At 45.6% G+C, this 18,874-nt stretch carries 18 protein-coding genes; 5 read left to right on the top strand and 13 right to left on the bottom strand.

Going from position 1 to position 18,874, the window contains the following annotated elements; all coding sequences use genetic code 11:
- Positions 1-39: 39 nt before the first annotated feature.
- The 4 genes from Q365_RS0100775 to Q365_RS0100760 form a co-directional block, all read right to left on the bottom strand.
- A complete protein-coding gene (locus tag Q365_RS0100775) occupies positions 40-435 on the bottom strand; it encodes a DUF2750 domain-containing protein (protein ID WP_028021546.1) in 396 nt (131 codons plus the stop codon).
- An 80-nt stretch (positions 436-515) separates the two neighbouring features.
- Positions 516-1,277 (bottom strand): ABC transporter ATP-binding protein, encoded by a 762-nt coding sequence (locus tag Q365_RS0100770; RefSeq protein ID WP_028021545.1) that lies wholly within the window; start codon positions 1,275-1,277, stop codon positions 516-518.
- Positions 1,274-2,032: an ABC transporter permease gene (locus Q365_RS0100765; RefSeq protein WP_245621463.1), complete on the bottom strand. Its 759-nt coding sequence runs from the start codon at positions 2,030-2,032 to the stop codon at positions 1,274-1,276. Before Q365_RS0100765 ends, Q365_RS0100770 begins: the two co-directional genes overlap by 4 nt.
- A 29-nt stretch (positions 2,033-2,061) precedes the next feature.
- Entirely contained in the window at positions 2,062-3,054 is a 993-nt protein-coding gene (locus Q365_RS0100760; RefSeq protein WP_028021543.1) for an ABC transporter substrate-binding protein, read from the bottom strand.
- 218 nt (positions 3,055-3,272) lie between these two features.
- On the opposite strand from Q365_RS0100760, the gene Q365_RS0100755 reads away from it, so the two are divergent.
- Positions 3,273-3,590 carry an antibiotic biosynthesis monooxygenase family protein gene (locus Q365_RS0100755; protein WP_028021542.1) on the top strand — a complete coding sequence of 106 codons (318 nt, stop codon included), beginning with the start codon at positions 3,273-3,275 and terminating at the stop codon, positions 3,588-3,590.
- Between the two features lie 66 nt (positions 3,591-3,656).
- Here Q365_RS0100755 and Q365_RS0100750 read toward each other — a convergent pair whose 3' ends face one another.
- Both Q365_RS0100750 and Q365_RS0100745 read right to left on the bottom strand, forming a co-directional pair.
- Positions 3,657-3,845 (bottom strand): DUF1289 domain-containing protein, encoded by a 189-nt coding sequence (locus Q365_RS0100750; protein ID WP_028021541.1) that lies wholly within the window; start codon positions 3,843-3,845, stop codon positions 3,657-3,659.
- 46 nt (positions 3,846-3,891) lie between these two features.
- Positions 3,892-4,329, bottom strand: a complete 438-nt coding sequence (locus tag Q365_RS0100745; protein WP_028021540.1) for a hypothetical protein — start codon at positions 4,327-4,329, stop codon at positions 3,892-3,894.
- A gap of 219 nt (positions 4,330-4,548) precedes the next feature.
- Here Q365_RS0100745 and Q365_RS0100740 point away from each other — a divergent pair, with 219 nt between their 5' ends.
- The gene (locus tag Q365_RS0100740; protein ID WP_028021539.1) at positions 4,549-5,454 is read left to right on the top strand and encodes a Gfo/Idh/MocA family protein; all 906 of its coding nucleotides are present in this window, start codon (positions 4,549-4,551) and stop codon (positions 5,452-5,454) included.
- Between the two features lie 105 nt (positions 5,455-5,559).
- Here Q365_RS0100740 and Q365_RS0100735 read toward each other — a convergent pair whose 3' ends face one another.
- On the bottom strand, positions 5,560-6,108 hold the full coding sequence (locus Q365_RS0100735) for a porin family protein (RefSeq protein WP_028021538.1): 549 nt from the start codon (positions 6,106-6,108) through the stop codon (positions 5,560-5,562).
- A 370-nt stretch (positions 6,109-6,478) separates the two neighbouring features.
- Positions 6,479-7,291: an SGNH/GDSL hydrolase family protein gene (locus Q365_RS0100725; protein ID WP_028021537.1), complete on the bottom strand. Its 813-nt coding sequence runs from the start codon at positions 7,289-7,291 to the stop codon at positions 6,479-6,481.
- 208 nt (positions 7,292-7,499) lie between these two features.
- Here Q365_RS0100725 and Q365_RS0100720 point away from each other — a divergent pair, with 208 nt between their 5' ends.
- Together Q365_RS0100720 and Q365_RS27300 are read left to right on the top strand one after the other, a co-directional pair.
- Positions 7,500-8,816 carry a hypothetical protein gene (locus Q365_RS0100720; RefSeq protein ID WP_028021536.1) on the top strand — a complete coding sequence of 439 codons (1,317 nt, stop codon included), beginning with the start codon at positions 7,500-7,502 and terminating at the stop codon, positions 8,814-8,816.
- Positions 8,817-9,082: 266 nt separating this feature from the next.
- A complete protein-coding gene (locus Q365_RS27300; RefSeq protein WP_281173685.1) occupies positions 9,083-9,211 on the top strand; it encodes a hypothetical protein in 129 nt (42 codons plus the stop codon).
- Between the two features lie 286 nt (positions 9,212-9,497).
- Here the strand turns inward: Q365_RS27300 and Q365_RS0100710 are convergent, their stop codons facing one another.
- Positions 9,498-10,406, bottom strand: coding sequence for a nuclear transport factor 2 family protein (locus Q365_RS0100710; RefSeq protein ID WP_028021535.1), 909 nt, complete (start codon positions 10,404-10,406; stop codon positions 9,498-9,500).
- 352 nt (positions 10,407-10,758) lie between these two features.
- Here Q365_RS0100710 and Q365_RS0100705 point away from each other — a divergent pair, with 352 nt between their 5' ends.
- Positions 10,759-11,070 (top strand): cyclic-phosphate processing receiver domain-containing protein, encoded by a 312-nt coding sequence (locus Q365_RS0100705; RefSeq protein ID WP_028021534.1) that lies wholly within the window; start codon positions 10,759-10,761, stop codon positions 11,068-11,070.
- On the opposite strand, the gene Q365_RS0100700 is transcribed toward Q365_RS0100705, so the two are convergent.
- From Q365_RS0100700 to tssI, 4 genes are read right to left on the bottom strand one after another with little or no spacing between them, the layout of a single operon-like run.
- Complete coding sequence (locus Q365_RS0100700) at positions 11,051-11,326, bottom strand: hypothetical protein (protein WP_028021533.1); 276 nt, start codon at positions 11,324-11,326, stop codon at positions 11,051-11,053. The two genes, Q365_RS0100705 and Q365_RS0100700, sit on opposite strands and share 20 nt — an antisense overlap.
- Position 11,327: 1 nt before the next feature.
- Entirely contained in the window at positions 11,328-16,067 is a 4,740-nt protein-coding gene (locus Q365_RS25210) for an RHS repeat-associated core domain-containing protein (RefSeq protein WP_051563691.1), read from the bottom strand.
- Positions 16,064-16,795 (bottom strand): DUF4123 domain-containing protein, encoded by a 732-nt coding sequence (locus Q365_RS0100690; protein WP_028021532.1) that lies wholly within the window; start codon positions 16,793-16,795, stop codon positions 16,064-16,066. Before Q365_RS0100690 ends, Q365_RS25210 begins: the two co-directional genes overlap by 4 nt.
- Entirely contained in the window at positions 16,783-18,819 is a 2,037-nt protein-coding gene (gene tssI / locus Q365_RS0100685; protein WP_028021531.1) for a type VI secretion system Vgr family protein, read from the bottom strand. Before tssI ends, Q365_RS0100690 begins: the two co-directional genes overlap by 13 nt.
- Positions 18,820-18,874 lie beyond the last annotated feature (55 nt).

The raw sequence follows: 18,874 nt of genomic DNA, 5'->3' as shown, positions 1-18,874 counted from the left end.
GCAGACAAGCTGCTCTCTCATTTCACATTGACGCATACATTAGCGTTTTTGTTTTTTCGCCAAACTGGTGAGATCGAAATCAAACTCATCTGGGAACAACACCACACCTTCAAGGTCAGTGTTCGGGAATGCTACGATAGAAAGCTCATCGTCTAGCAGGCCGTTTGTCCAGCGGCTATGCCATTTGTTCAAGCCAATAGCTTCTGGTTTGCAGTGTTCCCACTCACCGGTTGCCCACTCTTGCGCGAACTCTTGGTTTGGCCACACTGGCACACAATCTTCTTCTTCGGTATTGAGCATGACGCAACCGTGTTCGTCAATCAGTATCCAGATTTCACGATTCTCGACGACTTCTTTCACGAGGTATTTATAACGTTGGTCAACGTCTAATTTGAGGATCTCTGCGATGCGCTCTTGTGTCAGCGTCTTTGCCATGTTGGATTCCACCGGCCTGTAAGAAAGGGCTTATTATACTCACCTTGCAGATAAATGCGCGATGCGAGCGGAGGATTTTTCTATCGTGATTTGGTTTGGGTTTGCCCTATGACGCCGCTCAGCAGGTGAGGGTGCTCATGGAGCAAGCGTTCGGTGAGGGTATCAATCGTCGATCGTCCCTTCGGTGAGGCGATTAACCGCCCAATGGATTGTTCGATGGGCAAGGAGTGGATCACTGAGGTGGGGGAGCGGCTTAGAAACCAGACTTCATCCGCAAGAGAGATGGCTTCGCGTAGATCGTGTGTGACAAAAACCATGGTGGATTGGTGCTGAGCCCACAGTGTCAGCAGTTGAAGCCGCAGTTGGTGTGCAGTCGGTGCATCAAGGGAGGTAAAGGGTTCATCAAGCAACAGAAGATCTGGGTTATAAACAAAAGCGCGCGCGATGCTAACGCGCTTTTGCATGCCGCCTGAAAGCGCTGCGGGGTAAGCGCTTTGTTTATCGAGCATGCCCATCGCATCTAGGGTTGCGTTGATGCTGGGGTTATCGTTTTCGCTCACCAATGCCAAATTTTCTCTGACCGTTAGCCATGGCATGAGTCGCGGTGTTTGAAAAATATACCCCACTTTGGGTTGGGTAACGTGACGGCTGGAAAATCGAATATCGCCAGTTTGGGATGTTTCCAGCCCTGCTATCATGTTCAGCAGAGTGGATTTACCGCAACCTGATGGCCCCACAATGGCAGTGATTTTGCCTGCTGATACCTCTCCAGTTAGGTTGGCTATCACCACGGCATCATCTTGATAGTGTTTACGCTGAATGTTCAACGTGATTGAAATCATAGGCGACCTCGTGACACGACCTTGTCCAATGGCCTGAATATTAGTGCCTCCAGAAGATAGATAATGGCAACAAACGCGAAGGTATAGGCGAGGATGCCGGCAATGTCGAAGAACTGGAAAAGCGTATGAAGCTTAAAGCCGACACCGTTACTGCGCCCAATGAGCTCGACGACCAATACAATCTTCCAGATAAGAGAAAGCCCCGTGCGCGCAGAAGCCATGATGTAAGGGTATAGCTGAGGCAGAAAGACGCGGAAAAATCGGGTGGCGGGAGAGAGCCGAAATACACGTGCAACGTCGATTAAGTCATTGTCGACCATGCGGGCGCCTTCTCGAATCATCGCGACAACGGTCGGAATTTTATTAAGTGCGACAGCCGTGACAGCAGCGGCCTCAACAAGGCCAATGCTTAGGTAGCAAAGCAAGATGGTGACTAACGCGGGAATATTCAACGCAAGAATCAATACGGGGTCGGACAGCTCATTAAGCCTTGGAAAGCGCCCCATCATGATGCCAAATATAACGCCAAGCACCATGGAAAACGCGAAGCTTAAAACGACACGCCAAAGTGTCATGCCAAGGTGATAAAGCATGTGTTCTTGCGTTAGCTCAAATACCAACGCGTGATAAACCGCCACGGGTGTTGGGTAATCCGGGCTGTCGATTAGCACAGCTGACCATTGCCAAAAGACCATCATACACAGCGGCATGATGAGTCGCAGATAGTTGAGTCGAATGGCTCTCGGTTTTATCACGTGATGGTATGTCCTTTACCGAAGCACGCTTATTGATTGAGCCAGAATGTGCCTTCACTGAGTGAAGAGGATTTCCCAACCAGTTTAGGCCCGCCTTCTTTGGCTAGGATGTCGAAAATCTGTTCTGCCGCCTTTTGTTGCTTGTCGCCAAATGTGCCTGAGAAACCGCGTCGATATGCCGTTCTTAAGGCCATAAACACTTCGTCACTTTTGGCTTTGGTTAACGGGCGAATGACCTCCCATTCAGCGTCTGATGTTCTTAAAATGGCTCTGGCTTCTGAAGAGGTTTTCAAAAACGCAGAGACCAATTTAGGATTGGCCTTGGCCCATGTTTCATCAAACACCCAACCCAGCATGGGGACTTGCGTATCAACGCCTAAACCTTCAACGATTTCATCAAGAGAGATCACGGGTTGAAAGCCTGCGGCTTCGAGTCTTGCGCCGTAGTGCCAAAAGTTGATACCTGCTGGGAGCTTGCCTTGCATTAGCAGTTTGTTCAGCAGAGGCGGAGAGACAAACTGTTGTTCGGTTTCTTCACTGATGTCTTTGTTGGCCGTGGCTTTGCAATAGGCCTGATAGAGAAGCCATGTTTTATCGACTGCACCGCCCGCAATGCCCAATTCCTTCCCAGACAGGTCGCATGGCGAAGCGAGCGAAAGTTCACTTGAGGCGAACAGACCGCCTGCTGTCGCGGAGGTGGGGGACAAAGTGTAAGTTTTGCCCGCTGCTCGCTGGCGGCTTACCCATACCCAATCGGAGAAAATGACGTCGACAGCTTTGCCTTGCAGCGCAACAGACGACGCATTTTTGGCAGCAAGTGGTGTGATATCGAGAGTGAAGCCCGCTTTTTCATCGAGCTTATTGCGCTTTATCACGTCCATTTCCCAATTGACGGTGCCGAATTTCAGCACGCCGACTTTGATGATGGGAAGATCTTTTGCGAAGGTCGTTAAAGGGACAGTAATCAACGCGATAGCGACACATACAACACGAATTTTTTGTGCGAGTTTCTTGCTGTCCATGACCATTTAACCTCTTGATTTATTTATGTTCAAAATAAACCTAAGCCCATCTAGTCATTGCCGCAATGCTACTTTGTGAGGAAAAAACCATTAATCTGAGCTTGATTAGTGCATTTGAGACGACCACGACTTGCGAGGAAAATACTCGTAATCTTGGGTTGTCATGTTTTCTGCGTTAGGCTGTACGTCTTCGTGATTGAACAGGGAAAGGGATCTCCATGTCAGACATCGCCAACACCCCACCACCACCTTACTACGCCGTTATTTTTACCAATCTCAGAACAGAGCTTGAAGAAGGCTACGGCGAAACCGCCGCGCGAATGGTTGAACTGGCTGAACAGCAACCCGGCTTTCTTGGCGTGGAATCGGCGCGAGATACGCTAGGTATTACCGTCTCATATTGGAAAGATCTCGATTCCATCAAGCAGTGGAAAGCGAATGTCGAGCATATCGAAGCACAGAAGCTAGGACGCAAGAAATGGTACGCGGCATTTACCACGCGCATTGCTAAAGTAGAGCGGGAATACAGCTTATAACGCGGTGAAAGGTGGCTTATCTGGCGTCGCAGCGCCAAAGGAATAGAGCCCGCTTTCCTTTAATGGTTACTCCTTGCTTTTTGCCATTATTTTGGACATGCGCTTTTTCAGTTCTTTTTGAAGGATGTTTTTGTCATAGGGTTTCATTGCCTTCCATTTTTGGCATTCTTCCCGAGTGCGGCCGCAGCCCAAACACCATCCCTTGGGGTCTGAAAAATCACACACATCAATGCAGGGACTCTGATTTCGCTTCATATTGTATGCTCCCGTATAGAGTTGTCGGGGCTTGCCAGCCGACTATTCAGCGTGCTTGCAAGGCCTGTTCAATACCAGCTTCCAATTGTCTTAGGCGGTTAAATTCTTCAAACAACCGTTGTTCGAGGTTTTTCAGATTGAGAGGCAGCGTTCGCTGACAGATATGGTAGCCATTACCAATGGTTTGATAGCCTTTCCAGCCCTTGATACGGTCGCCTTCAAGCTCAAGAAATTTCCGGATAAACTCAGATTGGGATGGACAGTCTTCTTCTGCATGCATGCAAATAGGGAATTGTTTTTGCTTTATTTCGCGCGCTTCAATGTAGGTTTCAAAGTGGACACCGCCTTGGCGCTCATTGTGCCAAGTCTCTTTATATAGCTGCATGTAAACGCCACGGTTATAAATCTCCCAACCGTCATCAAACCAAGGGGATTGCTTGAGCATTTTCTCGAGATTTCGGAAAATCGGTTTAATGTCTTTCATGTGCTAATCCCTTAAAACACTGTCTGATGGTTTCGCCTTTAAGCTCATGCCTGAGCAATGCGGACTTCGCATGGCCACAGCATGTCGTTTCGACAAAAGGCAACAAATGTAATGTTATAACATAACTTTTAAGGGTGTGCAGTTCAGTGTTACCACAGTAGACTTTGTAAAACGGGTGCGTCAGTATCACTAGGCTTTGAAAAAAAGGAATAAGAATCAATGAAAATTGCCGTTATCGGCTTGGGTGACATAGCCACCAAAGCTTACTTACCTTTGCTGACGCGAATGTCAGATCTCGACCTCGTTCTTTGCACCAGAAACCCTGAAACGTTAGCCGCCGTCGCGCACGAGTATCGTATTGCCGCTACCTGCCGTGATTATCGCGATCTCGTTGATATGAATGTCGATGGGGTGATGATCCATACCAGCAGCGAAACCCACGCAACCATCGCGACGTTCTTTATCGAGCAGGGCATTCCGGTTTTCGTTGATAAACCCGCTGCTCTGAAATTCGCGGATTATAAAAAGCTGCATGATCTGGCTGAAGAGAAAGCCGTGCCATTATTTGTCGGCTTCAACCGACGCTACATCCCTATTTGGCGCTCGCTGGTGGCACGTGATGACCTTAGCAGCATCAGTTGGCATAAACACCGCTTGAACCTTGTAGGGGCGGCACAAGACTTCGTCCTCGATGACATGATCCATGTGATCGATTCGCTTAACCTACACGGACAAATCGACCAACAAGAGATGCAGATTTCAGTCCAGCGACAGGGCGGAGACATCGCTATGGTCAACCTGAACTGGGAAGAAAACGGCACTCTATTCAATGGCCAAATGAACCGTTTATTTGGCAAAACCTGTGAATCCGTTTCCCTCTGCTTTGAAAACGAAGCCTACCAATTCGACAGTTTCCTGCGCGGCGAAAAGTTCGAAAACGGCAAAACCGAGCGCATAGAAATGGCCGATTGGACAGATACGCTGGAAACCAAAGGCTTTAAAGCCATGCTGAAAGACTGGGTGGGCGTGGTGGCATCAGGTCAAATGGATGAGAAAGTGAAGCAACGAAACCTGTCAACGCATGCGTTTTGTGAAAAGCTGGTGGGTGAGATCGTAACGCCTTAGCGAAACGGGTAGGCATATTTGAAGCGAAGCAGACAAGAGGTTTGCATGAGTCAGCCAAGAGGTGGCTGACTCATAACGTTGACGTCGATCGAGGCACAGAGCGAACTAGAAGTTGTAACGAACGCCAAGGGTCACACTTTGGTTGGATACATCCACGCCATAGAAACCATCAAAATCAGCGACTTGGTAACGGTAGCCAAGACCGATATCCCATTCGTCAATCATATAGCCAATTTCAAAACCCGCTTGGTAAGACAGATCCGAGTCTTTAATCGATTGACCATCGATATTGATTTCAGAGGACATAGAGCCAACACCCAAAATCAGAGCACTGTACAGGCTATTCCCAACTTCAATAAACTTTGGCTTTGCGTTGATATAAACAGCTTCACTTTCTACGTGGTAAGTATCGGTAAATTTCGCCTTACCGTAATGCACGTATTCAACTTCAACGCCTAGCTCAAAGCCGGATGACATTGTGAAGCTGTAGCCAGCAAGAGCGTTAGCCCCGATATCACTGTTTTTACTCGCTGAGTTACCGCTAAGTTTTAATTCCGTATCGTTGAAGATGGACACACCACCGCCTGCATAGAAGTGGTCATCGGCAAAGGAGGGGGTACTGAAAAGAAGCAATGCAATAAGGAGTTTTTTCATCGGTAAACCATACGTAGCTAGATAAAGGCTTAAGAGGCATTTGAAAGAAATGCCGTTTCCGAACGGTTTGCTTCTTGTTTTACAAACAATGAAGGGTGTTTTCCATTCTTAGGAAACAACTTTTCCATGTCTCTCAGAGAGTTATCGATGAAATATACCATTGCAGCTGAAACGCACCGTTTGAAGGCCGTCTCAAATGGTGGCTTTATCTGCGCAAGGTGGCAACAAAGTCTGAGGAATGTATTCTGGGTTGAAATTTGGCTTGTCGATCAGGAGCTTGTTGTTTTTAATTGCGAGCCATGTTCTAAGTTTTTTCTGTGTAGCACACATTACACATTATCCGTACATGCACCACTAGATGAGTATTCAATCAAGCGTTCTTCGTTGATGTCGATGAAATCGCCTTATAGATTTTTTCTGAAATTAGCTTAAAGCCTTCGGAGGTAGGATGGATTTCATCGTTCCAATGATTTTCTCGAAGTGTTCTCTGGGTATTAACAACCACGAGAGATGGATATCGTCGAGAAATTCGCTTAAGTGCCTCGTGAAATTTCTTGAGAATATAAGTAATGATGTTTTTTTGATCCTGATGGTCAAAAATCTCTTTTTGGTAAAAGTATGGATATAACCAAGGCTCTCTCAAGGGAATTATGTCAAATGCTTTATAGCCCCTTGGGCTTGGAATAGGGTAATCGTACGTGTGAGCGACAATTTTTACATCTTTTTTTTTTGAATACATAAGTACCAATTCACAAAGATACTCGTAGGTGGAAGCTATCTGAGTGAATCTCAATTTAAGCCGTTTATCGTTAATACATTGACGCCATGTCATTTCTGGAGTTTTCGTGTTTAGCAAAAACCCGAAGTCATATCTACCGACAATATCATTACCTCCGCCGGAAAATAAAATGTAATCAAACTCAGTGTGGGAGATTCGTTTTAGCAACGAGAACTTTTGTTTTCCGCTCAGCATTTCAATGGCTTCATCACTGTTAGATGAAGCATCATATATCACTAAATCGTCTTTTTTATTCAGATGGGCAATGATGTTTGGTGCTCTACCTAAATAGGCATATTTCCCTGGATATGCAAACCATGAGTCACCTTCGGCAAGTACTTTCTTGGCTTTTGGGTGGAGTTCAACAAGATCTTTAAACAATCTGGAGTCTGAAGTGGTTGGCATAATGGGTCCTTAGTGCCAAATGCACCGAGTTCGTTTTAGTGTAAAGGACTAACTCTTGCTTAAACCACATACAATTAGTGATCGTTAATATTAGCAATATAAATATCTTAGATTTTTAAATGATCATTCGATGTTTCATTATTGACACTGTGTTGTGTTTCGTTGGGAATATAATTAAAAGTCTCTGGCGTTACTTCGAGTGAATGTTATGGCAAATATAGAGTTCAATAAGAAATCAATTGTTAATGGTGGTAAAATCTTTAAATCGATTCATATCATATCTTTGGTGCTTATATTATCCGCATGTTCAAGCGGTACTGTTACACGTTCCTTTGATGAAATCACCTCGGACTTTGATAATGAAGGAATGTTTACACAGATTTTCGGTTGGCCTTATCAGAATAAACTTCTCTCAATATCTGGCATGGTAACAGCGTACGAAATTGGTATGACATGCAATACCTCTCCATGGCGCGGTGTTTTCACTATGTTTTGTTACGATATGGCTGCCGAGAAGTCCTATGTGTCTGCGCTTAATTTTAACGGATACGATGAGACTGATAAGGATAAGACCTTAAACGATCTTCGACTTTTAAAGAGTAAGATAGATCTTTACCAAAGCATGGCGTTGCAAACGTCTTTGCTCTCTATTAAGTTGGCCGGTTGTGAGTTTGAAAAAAAGAAAAATGAACAAGAGATTACAAAGCTGTCGAGCGACAGTAGCAACGATGCGGATGCACAAAAAAGAATCGTAGAACTGCAAGCTAACAATGCATCTTTGAATTGTGAACCAATCAATCAAGAAGTGTTGGCTGCTAACACAAAACTTGATGAATTACTGTTGGAAATTCAAAAATTGAAAGTAGCGAATGGCGTAGTTTCATATACGTGGTCTGCAGATTCAAGTGTGGGGGGTAATGTCAACGCGACGGATGCTGCGAGTGTTTCCGGCTCTGCTGGCAAAGCTATTTCTGGCTATGCATTGGTTCAAGGTATCAGAGTTAAGACTATAGTGATTGGTCAAGACTTCGAAAAAATGTATGGGAAAGTTCGAAGTAATTGGTGGCCATCAACACAGTTAAAAATGCCAACAGCACTGGTACAAGCAAGGAATATTGTCTATGGCTCGTCAGAAGACTTTAGCGCAATCATCAAAGCGGCAGCAGATGTTAGTAAGCTGAAAGGGGTGAAGATTGACAAGACTTTACAAGCTGAATTTAATGCAACGATCAATCGAGCTCTTTCTAATTCAGGGGCTTTAAACCTCGTTAACATTCAGAGAAAGCCGCTTGACTGTAATTATGGTGATGCAGGAGAATCTTCAGGTACCAATTCAGGCAGTGCTCCTTGTGAGTTTCAAGCTGTCGATTCGCATTCCACTAACAGCAATAATTCAAAAATGGATTTAAGTAAGAATTATGGATTTCTCACCACCTATGCGGTTTTCACCAGTGTAGAAGATCTTATTGACTCCGCGCCGGATGGAATGTTTAACAGTAAAGCTAAGGAGGAGGATACTAAATGAAGTCACCTCCTTTCCAACTGTGTTACTTACATCGCCTATCCGCTGGATAGCCGGATAACGTCAGATTGATAGCGAATATCATTTTGAAAACTAGAAAAAAGTATTGTTCATTAACTGCTTTCCAAGCCGGTCGAGTATTAGACATTTTCATTTTTTCTTGACTGGCAATAGACTATTTACCTGAATGTTACATATCTGACCCCGAGCTCTCTGCCACCTAGATTTTTGGCCATATTGAAATTTGCGAGTTGAAAGCGGAAGGCGTGATGGATGCAGAATCGTCCATCAAAGTGGGGACTGGTGTCCGAGATCATTTTACCACTGCAGAGGTCAACTGGATAAAAGCGACTGTCCTCGGTACTGCTAACGCGGGTTTGGTTCCTGGCGATCGCTAGTCAAGTTTAGAAGGCTGGTAAGCGGTTATTGATCATTTGTTGTAGGCTTCGTCGAGAACAGTCAGAGGGATAGAGAGGGTTGGCGCTTAGTATCGGTTTGGGTTCAAAACGTTTCACTTGCCGACGCAGTTTCGTTAGTTGTCATGGCGCATTGAATTGAATCGAGCTGCGTGTCGTTGAGCAGGACTTCATCAGTTTATTCACCCCTTACGTATTTCGCTTGTTTTTACTGGCAGGTAGCTAAAAATGCTGGTCGATAGTGAATCGACCAGCGTTTAGATCAACGTTACTTGCTAAGCTTATTTGCTCCTTTGAGCTGCTTTAACGCGCCAGCCCAATCTTCTACGTGATGCGATTTTGTGATTTTGCCATTCTCGATGGTGTGAATATCAATCGTCATAATGTCGAATCTTTTACCGGCACCATCAACGCCGAAGAGAGGACCCGTAGGCGTGCCGGTTGCGCGGCCTCGCACAATCACACGATCACCAGAGTGCGTCATCTCTTCGATATTCCAATTTAGGTCTGGGATTAATGTTGCGAAGTATCCCATTTGACCTAAGAAAGCACCTTTCGATTTATTCTTGCCAGAATAGTCACCGACACTTTCCCAGGTATCTGCCGTGTTAGTGCTGAATGCTTTGACCGCTTCTTCAGAGCCAGGGTTACTAAGAAGTGTATAGAAGGTCTCTACCGTCGCTTTGTTCGCTTGTGAGTTGTCATTGTACGCGTTAGATACCGCATAGCTGTCTTCCATCCAGTTCCAGCTTTTTACTTTATCGTCTTCTACATGAACACGAACTGCCCACGTGAATTTGCCAGTATCGACCCCCGTGTTGTTGAGGATAGCGCTCATTGAGCCCATAAACACCGCTTGATCTGCGTTAGCAAAACTGTGGTCGGTGCTCCAGCTTGTCACTGTAAAACCTTTACCGAATGCGGGCATAAACTTGCCCATCACGTCTTCTTGGCCTTTCCAAGGACCAATCCAAGGGATGCGTTTGTCGCCTTCGTTATGCCAAACAAAATCATCGGTCATGAGTTCGGTCAGCTTTGCGCCGTTACCACTTCCAGCGGCTTCGAGAAATGATTTAGCAACCGCTAACGTGTTGTCTGATTGCGCATCTGCATGGCTGATACCCAAAGGAAGCATCGAAATCATCGATACTGCAATTATTCTTTTCAACGTATCCATACTATTCACCTTTTCAACAAGTTAAGAGCAGTATTGCTCCATTTGTGACGATGAAGATGATCTTATCGAAACTTTCATTGATTGATAATTGTGTATTATTTGACTTTATAGTTCGCGAAATCGGAACAATGAGAGATTGACAGAGCAACGTCGAGGGACGAACGGGTTAAGGGGATTGATTTGAATTTGGTTAGAGGTATGCTTGTCGAAGCGCCATAACTTTCTAATAAAGGTGTTTCGACAGATTTTCATCTTTTCTAACAGCGACTGTCCCAGTTGTTTCAAGGAAAAGAGATCATCAACATGACTGTGATAAAATGACTAAAGTAATCAGTCTTTTGAGCAAAGTTAAATGAAGATATATCTGGATGATGAACGTAAACCACCTGAAGGTTGGATCCTGGTTCGATGGCCGAAAGAAGCCATTGAGTATTTAGAGCAAGGAAACGTTGAATGTATCAGCCTTGACCATGACCTTGGTGACGATTCACTAGGGACAGGTTATGACGTTATACTGTGGATAGAAAAACAGGTGGTTGAAAATGGGTTCCAGCCTCCTGAAATGAAAGTTCACTCTGCTAATGTTTCAGCCAGAGTCAAAATGACTGCTGGCATTAAAAACATCTATAAATTATTTAAGCAAATTAGCTCCAATAATCCGTAGCATATTCAGATAGAACTTTCTCAATACCACTTTCCAACTCATCAGTTTCACATCTGAAGAAGTCACCTTTCAGAGGTGGCCCTTCAATCACTATAGTGTATACATCAGATACTCTCTCTCCATCTGATTTAAAGAAGAAAGAGACACCGTCTTGTTGTAACTTTTCGATCAGAGGCAACGCGTAGCCCCAGAAAGAGTATGGCTTCGGTGATTGAGATGGTAAATGTTGTTCAAATAGTTCAGAAATTTTAGCCATATTAGCCTCCCCCTAATGCTTTGGCGATTTCATCAACGTTCTTCATATTACCTTTACCTACTTGATCAATGACGATTCTTAATTGTTTAGGGTTAATACCTAGATCAAACGATTCTACTAATGCTTGTGCTGTTCGCTTATTCCCATTTTGGAATAGGTGACCTCCAGCAATGTCTCTAATGACTGAAGCTGCTTGGTTTATGCCACCCTCGCGATAGGATGCATTTGCAAGAACGGTTGAGATATCTTTTCCTGGAATAGTAAGGCCATTACTAAATTGTTTATTTAGCGCGGCGATCTGGTCTACATCGAGTTTATCAAAGATGTCAGTGTTTCTCAGTCCACTATTTGTAGCATCAGGGGGCGTCTCAATATCTTCATTTATAGGCCCACTTTGGTCAGACGGCTTTACCTCTTCTGGACAGCTTCCTTCAAGCTGACTTAAGCCTAGTGGGTCAACCCATGATAAAGGGTTCTTTACATATTGATAGCTATTTAGACCGCCAGCTAATCCAATAGGGTCAGATGTTATAAACCTTCCTGTTGCTGGGCTATAGTAGCGATGTCGGTTGTAATGTAGACCGCTTTCTTCATCGAAATACTGCCCTTGAAAGCGTAAGTGACTGGTGACTTTCTCTGCCCGCTTTAAGGCTAAGTTGCCATACGCTTTATAGTCTACAGACCAGACAACTTCTCCAGATACACTCGTAATTTCTAGTGGGGTACCGAGCTGGTCGAGTTGATAGAAGTAGGTCTCTTGGTTGTTAGCCCCTTCACCATCTATTAGTGCTAAAGGACGGAAGCTACCATATTCATAGAGGTAGGTTTGGTAGTGCTCGACATTGTCGGTTTCTACCAATAATTTGTCGGCCTGCCAGATAAACTCCGTTGAGCTCGTATTGCCCGCTTTATCAGTGATGGATTTGGTAATCCTTCGCCCAAATGCGTCGTATTGATAGGACGCCGTTGAGCCATCAGGTTTTTCCAGCTGAACGAGCCTGTGTTGACAGTCATAGGTATAGCTGGAAACGAGCTTGCTACCTTTTCCTCTTGCTTCCAGTGTTAGCCGGCCAAATTCATCGTACTGATAATGGCTGTCTCCCTGAAATAGCAATTTGTTGCCTTCAACATTGGCCTGTTTATTCAGCAGCAGGTTTCCAGCGGGGTCATGATGAAAATCTTCATTCTGAACACCTCTTACTGCAGTAAGACGATCAAGCGGGTCGTAGTGGTATTGCTTCTGACCACGTTCGCTGTCTTCTATGTTGGTGAGGTTTCCAACGCTGTTGTAGTGATACTTACGGTGGATTTTCTCAAGCTGCTTTTGCTTAACGCGATGTTCGAGTAGCCGGCCTTGGTCATCATGTTGGTAGTAACTCGTTAAGGCACCTTGCTGACGTTGCGTTTCAAGGCCGGAACCTTGATAAGTATGCTTCGATAGCAATTGGTCATTGAGGTTAACCTGACTTAGCTGACCGCTGTCAAAATGGTAGTCAATGCGTTGACCATCAGGCAATACCATGGCATTGAGTCTGCTGACTTCATCGTAGCGGTACCCCAGCGTTGCCCAGCCTTGGTGTTCTTGTGTGAGTCTGCTTAACAGGTCATATTGATAAGCGAGTGGCCAGTGGCCATCATCAACAGCAACTAGCCTTCCGTGGGAGTCATATTCATAACGTACCTCATTGTCATCTGGTAGCGTTTTGACGATGACATTGCCCAAGCTGTCATATTGGTATTGAGTGGTGAGCTCAGCACCGTTGACCCCTTTTTCTGTTTTTGAAGTAAGTTGAGTATGTTTGTCATACTGATACGTCAACTCACGCCCATCAAAGGTGACTTCTCGGCTGACGTGCCCTGTTGATGCGTAATCAATATGGTAGTGCTCACCATTTTCATTGACGATATCGCTCAGAAATTGGAATGCGTTTTCATATTGATAAGAAACTTCCGTTCCATCTGGATTGATTGTTTTTGATACCTGATGAGAAGGCCAACGATATTCATATTGAGTAAGGCGGCCTTTTTCATCAGTGAATTTAGTGACTTTGCCATAGGCGTTATATTCGTAATATCGCGTTTTACCACCAGGCAACACATGTTTAGTGAGTCGGTCGCTTCGGTTGTAATGCATTTCATGAATGCCGAGGCTATCTTGCCGGTATCTTAGTCTGCCCAATATGTCGTAGCGGTAGCGGATTTTTTCTCCCTGAGGCGTTATCTCTTCAACCAGCTCACCTTTAACGTTCCAAACTAGCGTGTGTTCCGTGCCATCCGGGTGGTGAATGGCACTGATGAGACCATGGCTGTTGTACCCGTAGCGAGTCACATGCCCTAATGGGTCACGTTGCCATGTGATGTTACCCAATTTATCGTGCTTATAATCCCACTGGGCTTTGCCTTGGCTTACCTGAATAAGACGTCCATTGAGATGGGTGTAATGTGTCTCTAATCCATTGGGTGCTATTTGGGTTTGCAGTTCACCTGATTTGGAATAGATATACTCAGTGGTATTACCGAGTGGGTCGATTTCTTTTAGAAGCTGGCCTTTATCATCGTATTCTTTTAGGTATTCTCCGCCGCCAGCATCAACCTCCTTAACGAGCCGTGCATTTTCATCATGTTGATAAACCTGCTGAGTCCCATTGCTGTTCGTTAACGTAACAGCGTTGGATGATTCATCCCAAGCGTAGGTCGTATCAATGTTGGAAAGGTTACTGTACTGACGTATCGCTTTAGATGACTTACCTTCCCCTTGCCACTCCCAATAAAATATAGCGCCGCCTGCTAATTCGCGGGACTGGATAACATTGTGGTCGTTGTATTGATAGTGTTCGGTTTCTCCACTGGCATTGGTTGCTGCGATGAGCTGCTCAGATTCGTTATAGGAGTATTCCGCTTGTGTGTGTATGAATACCCACACAGGGCGTTCGTCTTGTTCTTTTTTGTGATAGAGGTCGACGCGAGACAACAATAGATCTTGGTAAATGAGTCTGAAACGAAGACCAGACTCTGTTGTTACTGTTTCCACTCTATTATGGTTGTCGTGTTGTATAAGTAAGCGATGATGATATTTGTCGCTTATCTCATCTAGCAGCCATTCATCCTCTTTTGCTTTGAAATGAAAGCGCTGACCATTTTCTGCGATGGTGACGATTCGCTCATTTTCATCAAAGTAAGCGGCAGCATGGGCTGTCGTGTTGGTAATAATAGGGAGCTTGCGGCTAGGTTTTGGGAACCGTGTTTGTTTGTTTTCAGCATCAGACCAAATGACATCTTTACCAGCATTATGGAGTTGATGTGAGAGACTATGTGACCAACCAAAGCCTAAACCTTGGTTTAATTCAGCGGCACTGGTGCGGTAAAGCCTTTTCCACTCAAAGGGAAGCAGCCCAGGTAGATGGCCATCTTGAAGGGACAGCAGTTCTTCACCTGTGGCCATTGATATTGGGTCTTTGTCAAGCTCAGTGTTTTTTTCGCTTTGTGTCGGTTTATCATCGGGATTGGTAGATGGACTGCTATCGTCAGGTATGTCGGCGTCACTGTCTAATTTCGTTGTTTTCTGGTTGTCAGTTTTGAGTTGAACCTTGCCGTTTCGATAACTTCCACCCTTTGCATCGTTGATGGCAACACGTTTAAATGTACTCGATGCGTTTTCTATCAGCTTTTTGACCATATCAAACACATCGGTCATGAAATCCGCAATAGGCTTTAGAATTCGTTGAACAGCGTTTACTGCAGTCTTTGCTGCGCGATACAAAAAATAGGCTGTACCAATGGCCGGTGATGCAATGAACGATATTATTAACCCGCCCAGAATACCAATAATGATATCTCCGATAACGGCACCGGAAAGCTTTGAGAGTTCATTGATCATACCGCTGATAGGAATGATCGAGAGGTAGATCATTATTGCTCTGGTTAGCAGATATAACGCAGCTTCATCAGAGGCGAACAGCATTGCTTTTTCAAGTTGTTTTGGAGCATTCGATGCGGCATTTCTTATTGCTGAAATGATTTCACTGGCGCCTTCTGACATGTTTTCCAGCGTTTTTTCTGGATCTTTTAGTAGATCATAAATTTCGCCAATACCATTCCACAAAGACTTTATTGCATCCCAGATGCCTTCAAAAAACTTACCTATATTCTCTAAAACGGTGTCTACTTTTGATTGAGCAAAATAGTGATCCCATTCAGACTTAAAGCCTTTCCACTCTGGTTCAAAGCCTACCCATTTTCCTTTCAGCCAGTTAACCAGATCTGTTCCCATAACGTTATAGTTGGAAAATAAGGCATCTAGTTCTGCTTGTGTAGGTTTATGGTCAACGACGATTTCATATACTACCCCTGCCTCTAGATTTTCAACTGTTGCTTTACCTTGTTGATCCAGCGTAACGGAATGCACTTCTTTACCGTCTTCTGATTTTACGTATACCTGAATGGAGCCTAACGGCACGTTGTATATAGATTGAAAAACACTCTCAATTTGGAGTTTTCCGCTCTTTGGGCAAAGCGCTTTAACGGCATAATCATCATCATCTTTACCAACGGTGGTCGTTGAGTCACCCGCCTTGATGGTTTTGTCCATAGATAAGAGGGAGGGTAGGTCGAACTTTTCGGAAGCATAATCTGCGGATCTAAGATACCACGCGTTCATTTGCTCACGATAAGCATCCAATAGTGTTGGGAAAGCAGTGAATTGCTCATCTATATAGTTATAATAATCCTGCTTACTACTCATCGTGTATACCCTAAACGTTGTTGTTCTTCTTCTAGTTGAATGATGAAATTGGCTAGATAGCTTTGATCGTTACCTTCATAGCGATTTACAAATCGAGTCGCTTTGTATTCCAATATTTTTTCTGGATAACTCAGATAAATATCCTCTCTCTCCCCAGCCAGCCCTTTCACTAGGTTCATCGCTAATACACTTTTATCTAAACTTATTTTCTTAACGACATCCTTCGGTACGTCCCACCAAGGAAACGGTTTTTCGCTTAGAAACGGGCTCGGTGTCGTGTTGGTCACTAAGCGGTTTTTTGCGTTCCAACTGATACAAGGTCCCATCAGATCGCAGCGCTGTTCGTCGTTGCAGTATTGCGCGACATTCAGGCTAAATCTTGGGTCGTAGAATCGGAAAAAAACGTGTCCGCTGGCGGGCATCCAAACCTGAGTGAGACTTCGAAAGTGCTTAAACACGTTTTCAAATGTATCTTGCGTGGTGACTATGATGCCCCAGTCATCGGGGGCTTCTTGTTGCTCCCAATTTAGGAACGCGGGGTGATCGGACACATCTGCCATGTAGGGCATAACATCATGCCATTCAGCGTAAACCGTGCCGCTCCAAAGTGCCTTGGCATCGTTGCCGCCTAATCGATAGAAATGTCTAAGCGCGTTCTCTTCACTGGTGCCGTTAAAAATGGCATAGGTATTGAGGTTGGAGCTTTGCTCGGTATCTATACTGCGCATTGACCATCCTTACAGGCTTCGCACTCTTCACAGAAAGGCGCTGCAGATTTCATCGTCGCGATTTGTGCGGGTGAGAGCATAGGTAATGGGTCGGCTGGCTTTGGTGGTAATTGCCCTGGCAATGTCGGCGCTATCCCCCCAAACCCTGAGCCGCTCCCCCCGCTGCCACCGGCATTAAGATTAACCACAGGGCCGGAAATGTGGACGCCTGAACCGTCAACCGTTACAAAGCATCCCCCTGCTTTGAGGGTGATTTGACTTCCCGCTTCAATGACCAGTTTGGCGCCTGATTTTTGGTGTATCTCTGATCCTGCGTCCACAAGTTGAGATGTGCTTTGCTTGATATGTATCGAACTGTCTGTCGTGATGGTTTTGTCACCCTTCACGTGTTCCTTACTCTGCCCATCCACCGTCAGATGGTCATCCTCCTTGATGTGCGAGAAACGCTCGTTCTCCACATCCAGATGTAGGTCATGCTTGATGTTGTCTTTGCGGTCATTCTCAACCAGCAAGTTCATGTCCTTTTGGGCATGGACATAGATTTCTTCTTGCTCAGCTTGGTCTTCAAACCGCAGTTCATTAAAGCCTTCGCCCTGATGGGTTTCGGTTCTAATGACCGTACGGGTTTTGTTGGCTGGCAACGGGTAGGGCGGCACATTGGTCGCGTGATAGGTGCGGCCCGTGATAATCGGTTGGTCTGGGTCACCTTCAAGGAAAGACACAATCACTTCATGGCCGATGCGAGGTATCGCCATCATGCCGTATTGACCGCCCGCCCAACCTTGAGAGACGCGCACCCAACAGCTAGAGGCTTCGTCACTGTTGCCATATCTGTCCCACGGGAACTGCACTTTCACCCGTCCGTGTTCGTCACAGAAAATCTCTTCACCGGCAGGGCCAGTGACAATCGCGATTTGCGGGCCATGAACACAGGGTTTGGGCTGCGGCGTGGCGCGCCAAGGTCGATGCGCAGGAATGACTGAGAAGGTGTTGTGATACGTGGTCATGCCCTCACCACCATGCTCTTCAAGCGCTTGCGGCTGCGTACCCTCAAACGCCGAGCTCACCACCACCCAATCACGGTTAATGGCTTCATCGAGGTGGTCGGTTAAATCAAACAATAAGCCGGCTTGGATTTGGAGCACATTGCTGGATGCCGTCGCCGTGATGGCATCGCTTCTCAAATGCTCTAAGCGGTATTGGGTAAACGGTTTTCCTGCCGCATCGCTTTTATAGCGACCAGGGAAATCATAATGCTCATAGGTGCCACGCTGGAAACTCATCTCCGTGCCAGCATGGTCATGCAAAAAGCCATAAGCGGGCTTTTTGAAGCTGTAATCTTTCAGTTGCGCTGAAGAAGGCCGGGTTTGCGTAGAGAACTGCCAGCCTTTCACAAAGGTTGAACGGGCGGTGCCGCCCACCGTGGCGTTATACGGCAGCGCTAGAGACGAGTGAGAGAGCGTCTGGGTATCATCTGAAAACAGCACCGTGTGTTTGTCTTTACTGTGCAAGAAGGTATAGAAAATCCCTTCTTCTGCCGCAATGCGCGCTAAGAATTCAAGGTCAGACTCACGATACTGCACACAGTATTCACGGGTTTGAGGGCTGCCTGAGAGAGAAAACGCATAATCATCAATGCCCATTTCTTGCAGCAAGATACTCATGATTTCAGGGACAGATTGTTGCTGGAAAATACGGCTGTTATGACGAAGCGACAAACGAGAGAGGGCCGGCACTATCTCAAGGGAATAACGTGTGTGACTGAAGCCTGTGTCTCCGCGGGTAAAGCAACGGACAATGCCATGAAAGCGCTGTTCAAGCTCCCCGTCTTTCCACAACATCAGCGAGACATTTCGGTCAACGGTATCATTTTCCGTGAAAGTGGCTTGTCGGCTGGCTAAATTAACCTGATACAGAAAAGGCGCAGACAGGCTGTCGCTGCCTGAGAAATCGATCACCACAAAGGCGTCGTCAGGTAAACCTTCAACAACAAGAGTAAATTGGAGACCGCTTTCCGTAGCCATAAATCATCCCAGCATGACCCTGTGTCGCCAGAGTCGGTACATCAATCAACATCGA

This window comes from Enterovibrio calviensis DSM 14347, assembly GCF_000621165.1.
Classification (GTDB): Bacteria; Pseudomonadota; Gammaproteobacteria; order Enterobacterales; family Vibrionaceae; genus Enterovibrio; species Enterovibrio calviensis.
The sequence above is the reverse complement of the archived record's forward strand: the minus strand, read 5'-3'. Positions and strand labels throughout refer to the sequence as shown.

What these genes read in the sequence shown, in the direction of transcription:
- Q365_RS25210 (WP_051563691.1), bottom strand. Translation starts at nt 16,067, where the DNA reads ATGAGTAGTAAGCAGGATTATTATAACTATATAGATGAGCAATTCACT.
- Q365_RS0100750 (WP_028021541.1), bottom strand. Translation starts at nt 3,845, where the DNA reads ATGAAGCGAAATCAGAGTCCCTGCATTGATGTGTGTGATTTTTCAGAC.
- Q365_RS0100720 (WP_028021536.1), top strand. Translation starts at nt 7,500, where the DNA reads ATGGCAAATATAGAGTTCAATAAGAAATCAATTGTTAATGGTGGTAAA.
- Q365_RS0100760 (WP_028021543.1), bottom strand. Translation starts at nt 3,054, where the DNA reads ATGGACAGCAAGAAACTCGCACAAAAAATTCGTGTTGTATGTGTCGCT.
- Q365_RS0100725 (WP_028021537.1), bottom strand. Translation starts at nt 7,291, where the DNA reads ATGCCAACCACTTCAGACTCCAGATTGTTTAAAGATCTTGTTGAACTC.
- Q365_RS0100740 (WP_028021539.1), top strand. Translation starts at nt 4,549, where the DNA reads ATGAAAATTGCCGTTATCGGCTTGGGTGACATAGCCACCAAAGCTTAC.
- Q365_RS0100690 (WP_028021532.1), bottom strand. Translation starts at nt 16,795, where the DNA reads ATGCGCAGTATAGATACCGAGCAAAGCTCCAACCTCAATACCTATGCC.
- Q365_RS0100755 (WP_028021542.1), top strand. Translation starts at nt 3,273, where the DNA reads ATGTCAGACATCGCCAACACCCCACCACCACCTTACTACGCCGTTATT.
- Q365_RS0100710 (WP_028021535.1), bottom strand. Translation starts at nt 10,406, where the DNA reads ATGGATACGTTGAAAAGAATAATTGCAGTATCGATGATTTCGATGCTT.
- tssI (WP_028021531.1), bottom strand. Translation starts at nt 18,819, where the DNA reads ATGGCTACGGAAAGCGGTCTCCAATTTACTCTTGTTGTTGAAGGTTTA.
- Q365_RS0100745 (WP_028021540.1), bottom strand. Translation starts at nt 4,329, where the DNA reads ATGAAAGACATTAAACCGATTTTCCGAAATCTCGAGAAAATGCTCAAG.
- Q365_RS0100705 (WP_028021534.1), top strand. Translation starts at nt 10,759, where the DNA reads ATGAAGATATATCTGGATGATGAACGTAAACCACCTGAAGGTTGGATC.
- Q365_RS0100735 (WP_028021538.1), bottom strand. Translation starts at nt 6,108, where the DNA reads ATGAAAAAACTCCTTATTGCATTGCTTCTTTTCAGTACCCCCTCCTTT.
- Q365_RS0100770 (WP_028021545.1), bottom strand. Translation starts at nt 1,277, where the DNA reads ATGATTTCAATCACGTTGAACATTCAGCGTAAACACTATCAAGATGAT.
- Q365_RS0100775 (WP_028021546.1), bottom strand. Translation starts at nt 435, where the DNA reads ATGGCAAAGACGCTGACACAAGAGCGCATCGCAGAGATCCTCAAATTA.
- Q365_RS27300 (WP_281173685.1), top strand. Translation starts at nt 9,083, where the DNA reads ATGGATGCAGAATCGTCCATCAAAGTGGGGACTGGTGTCCGAGATCAT.
- Q365_RS0100700 (WP_028021533.1), bottom strand. Translation starts at nt 11,326, where the DNA reads ATGGCTAAAATTTCTGAACTATTTGAACAACATTTACCATCTCAATCA.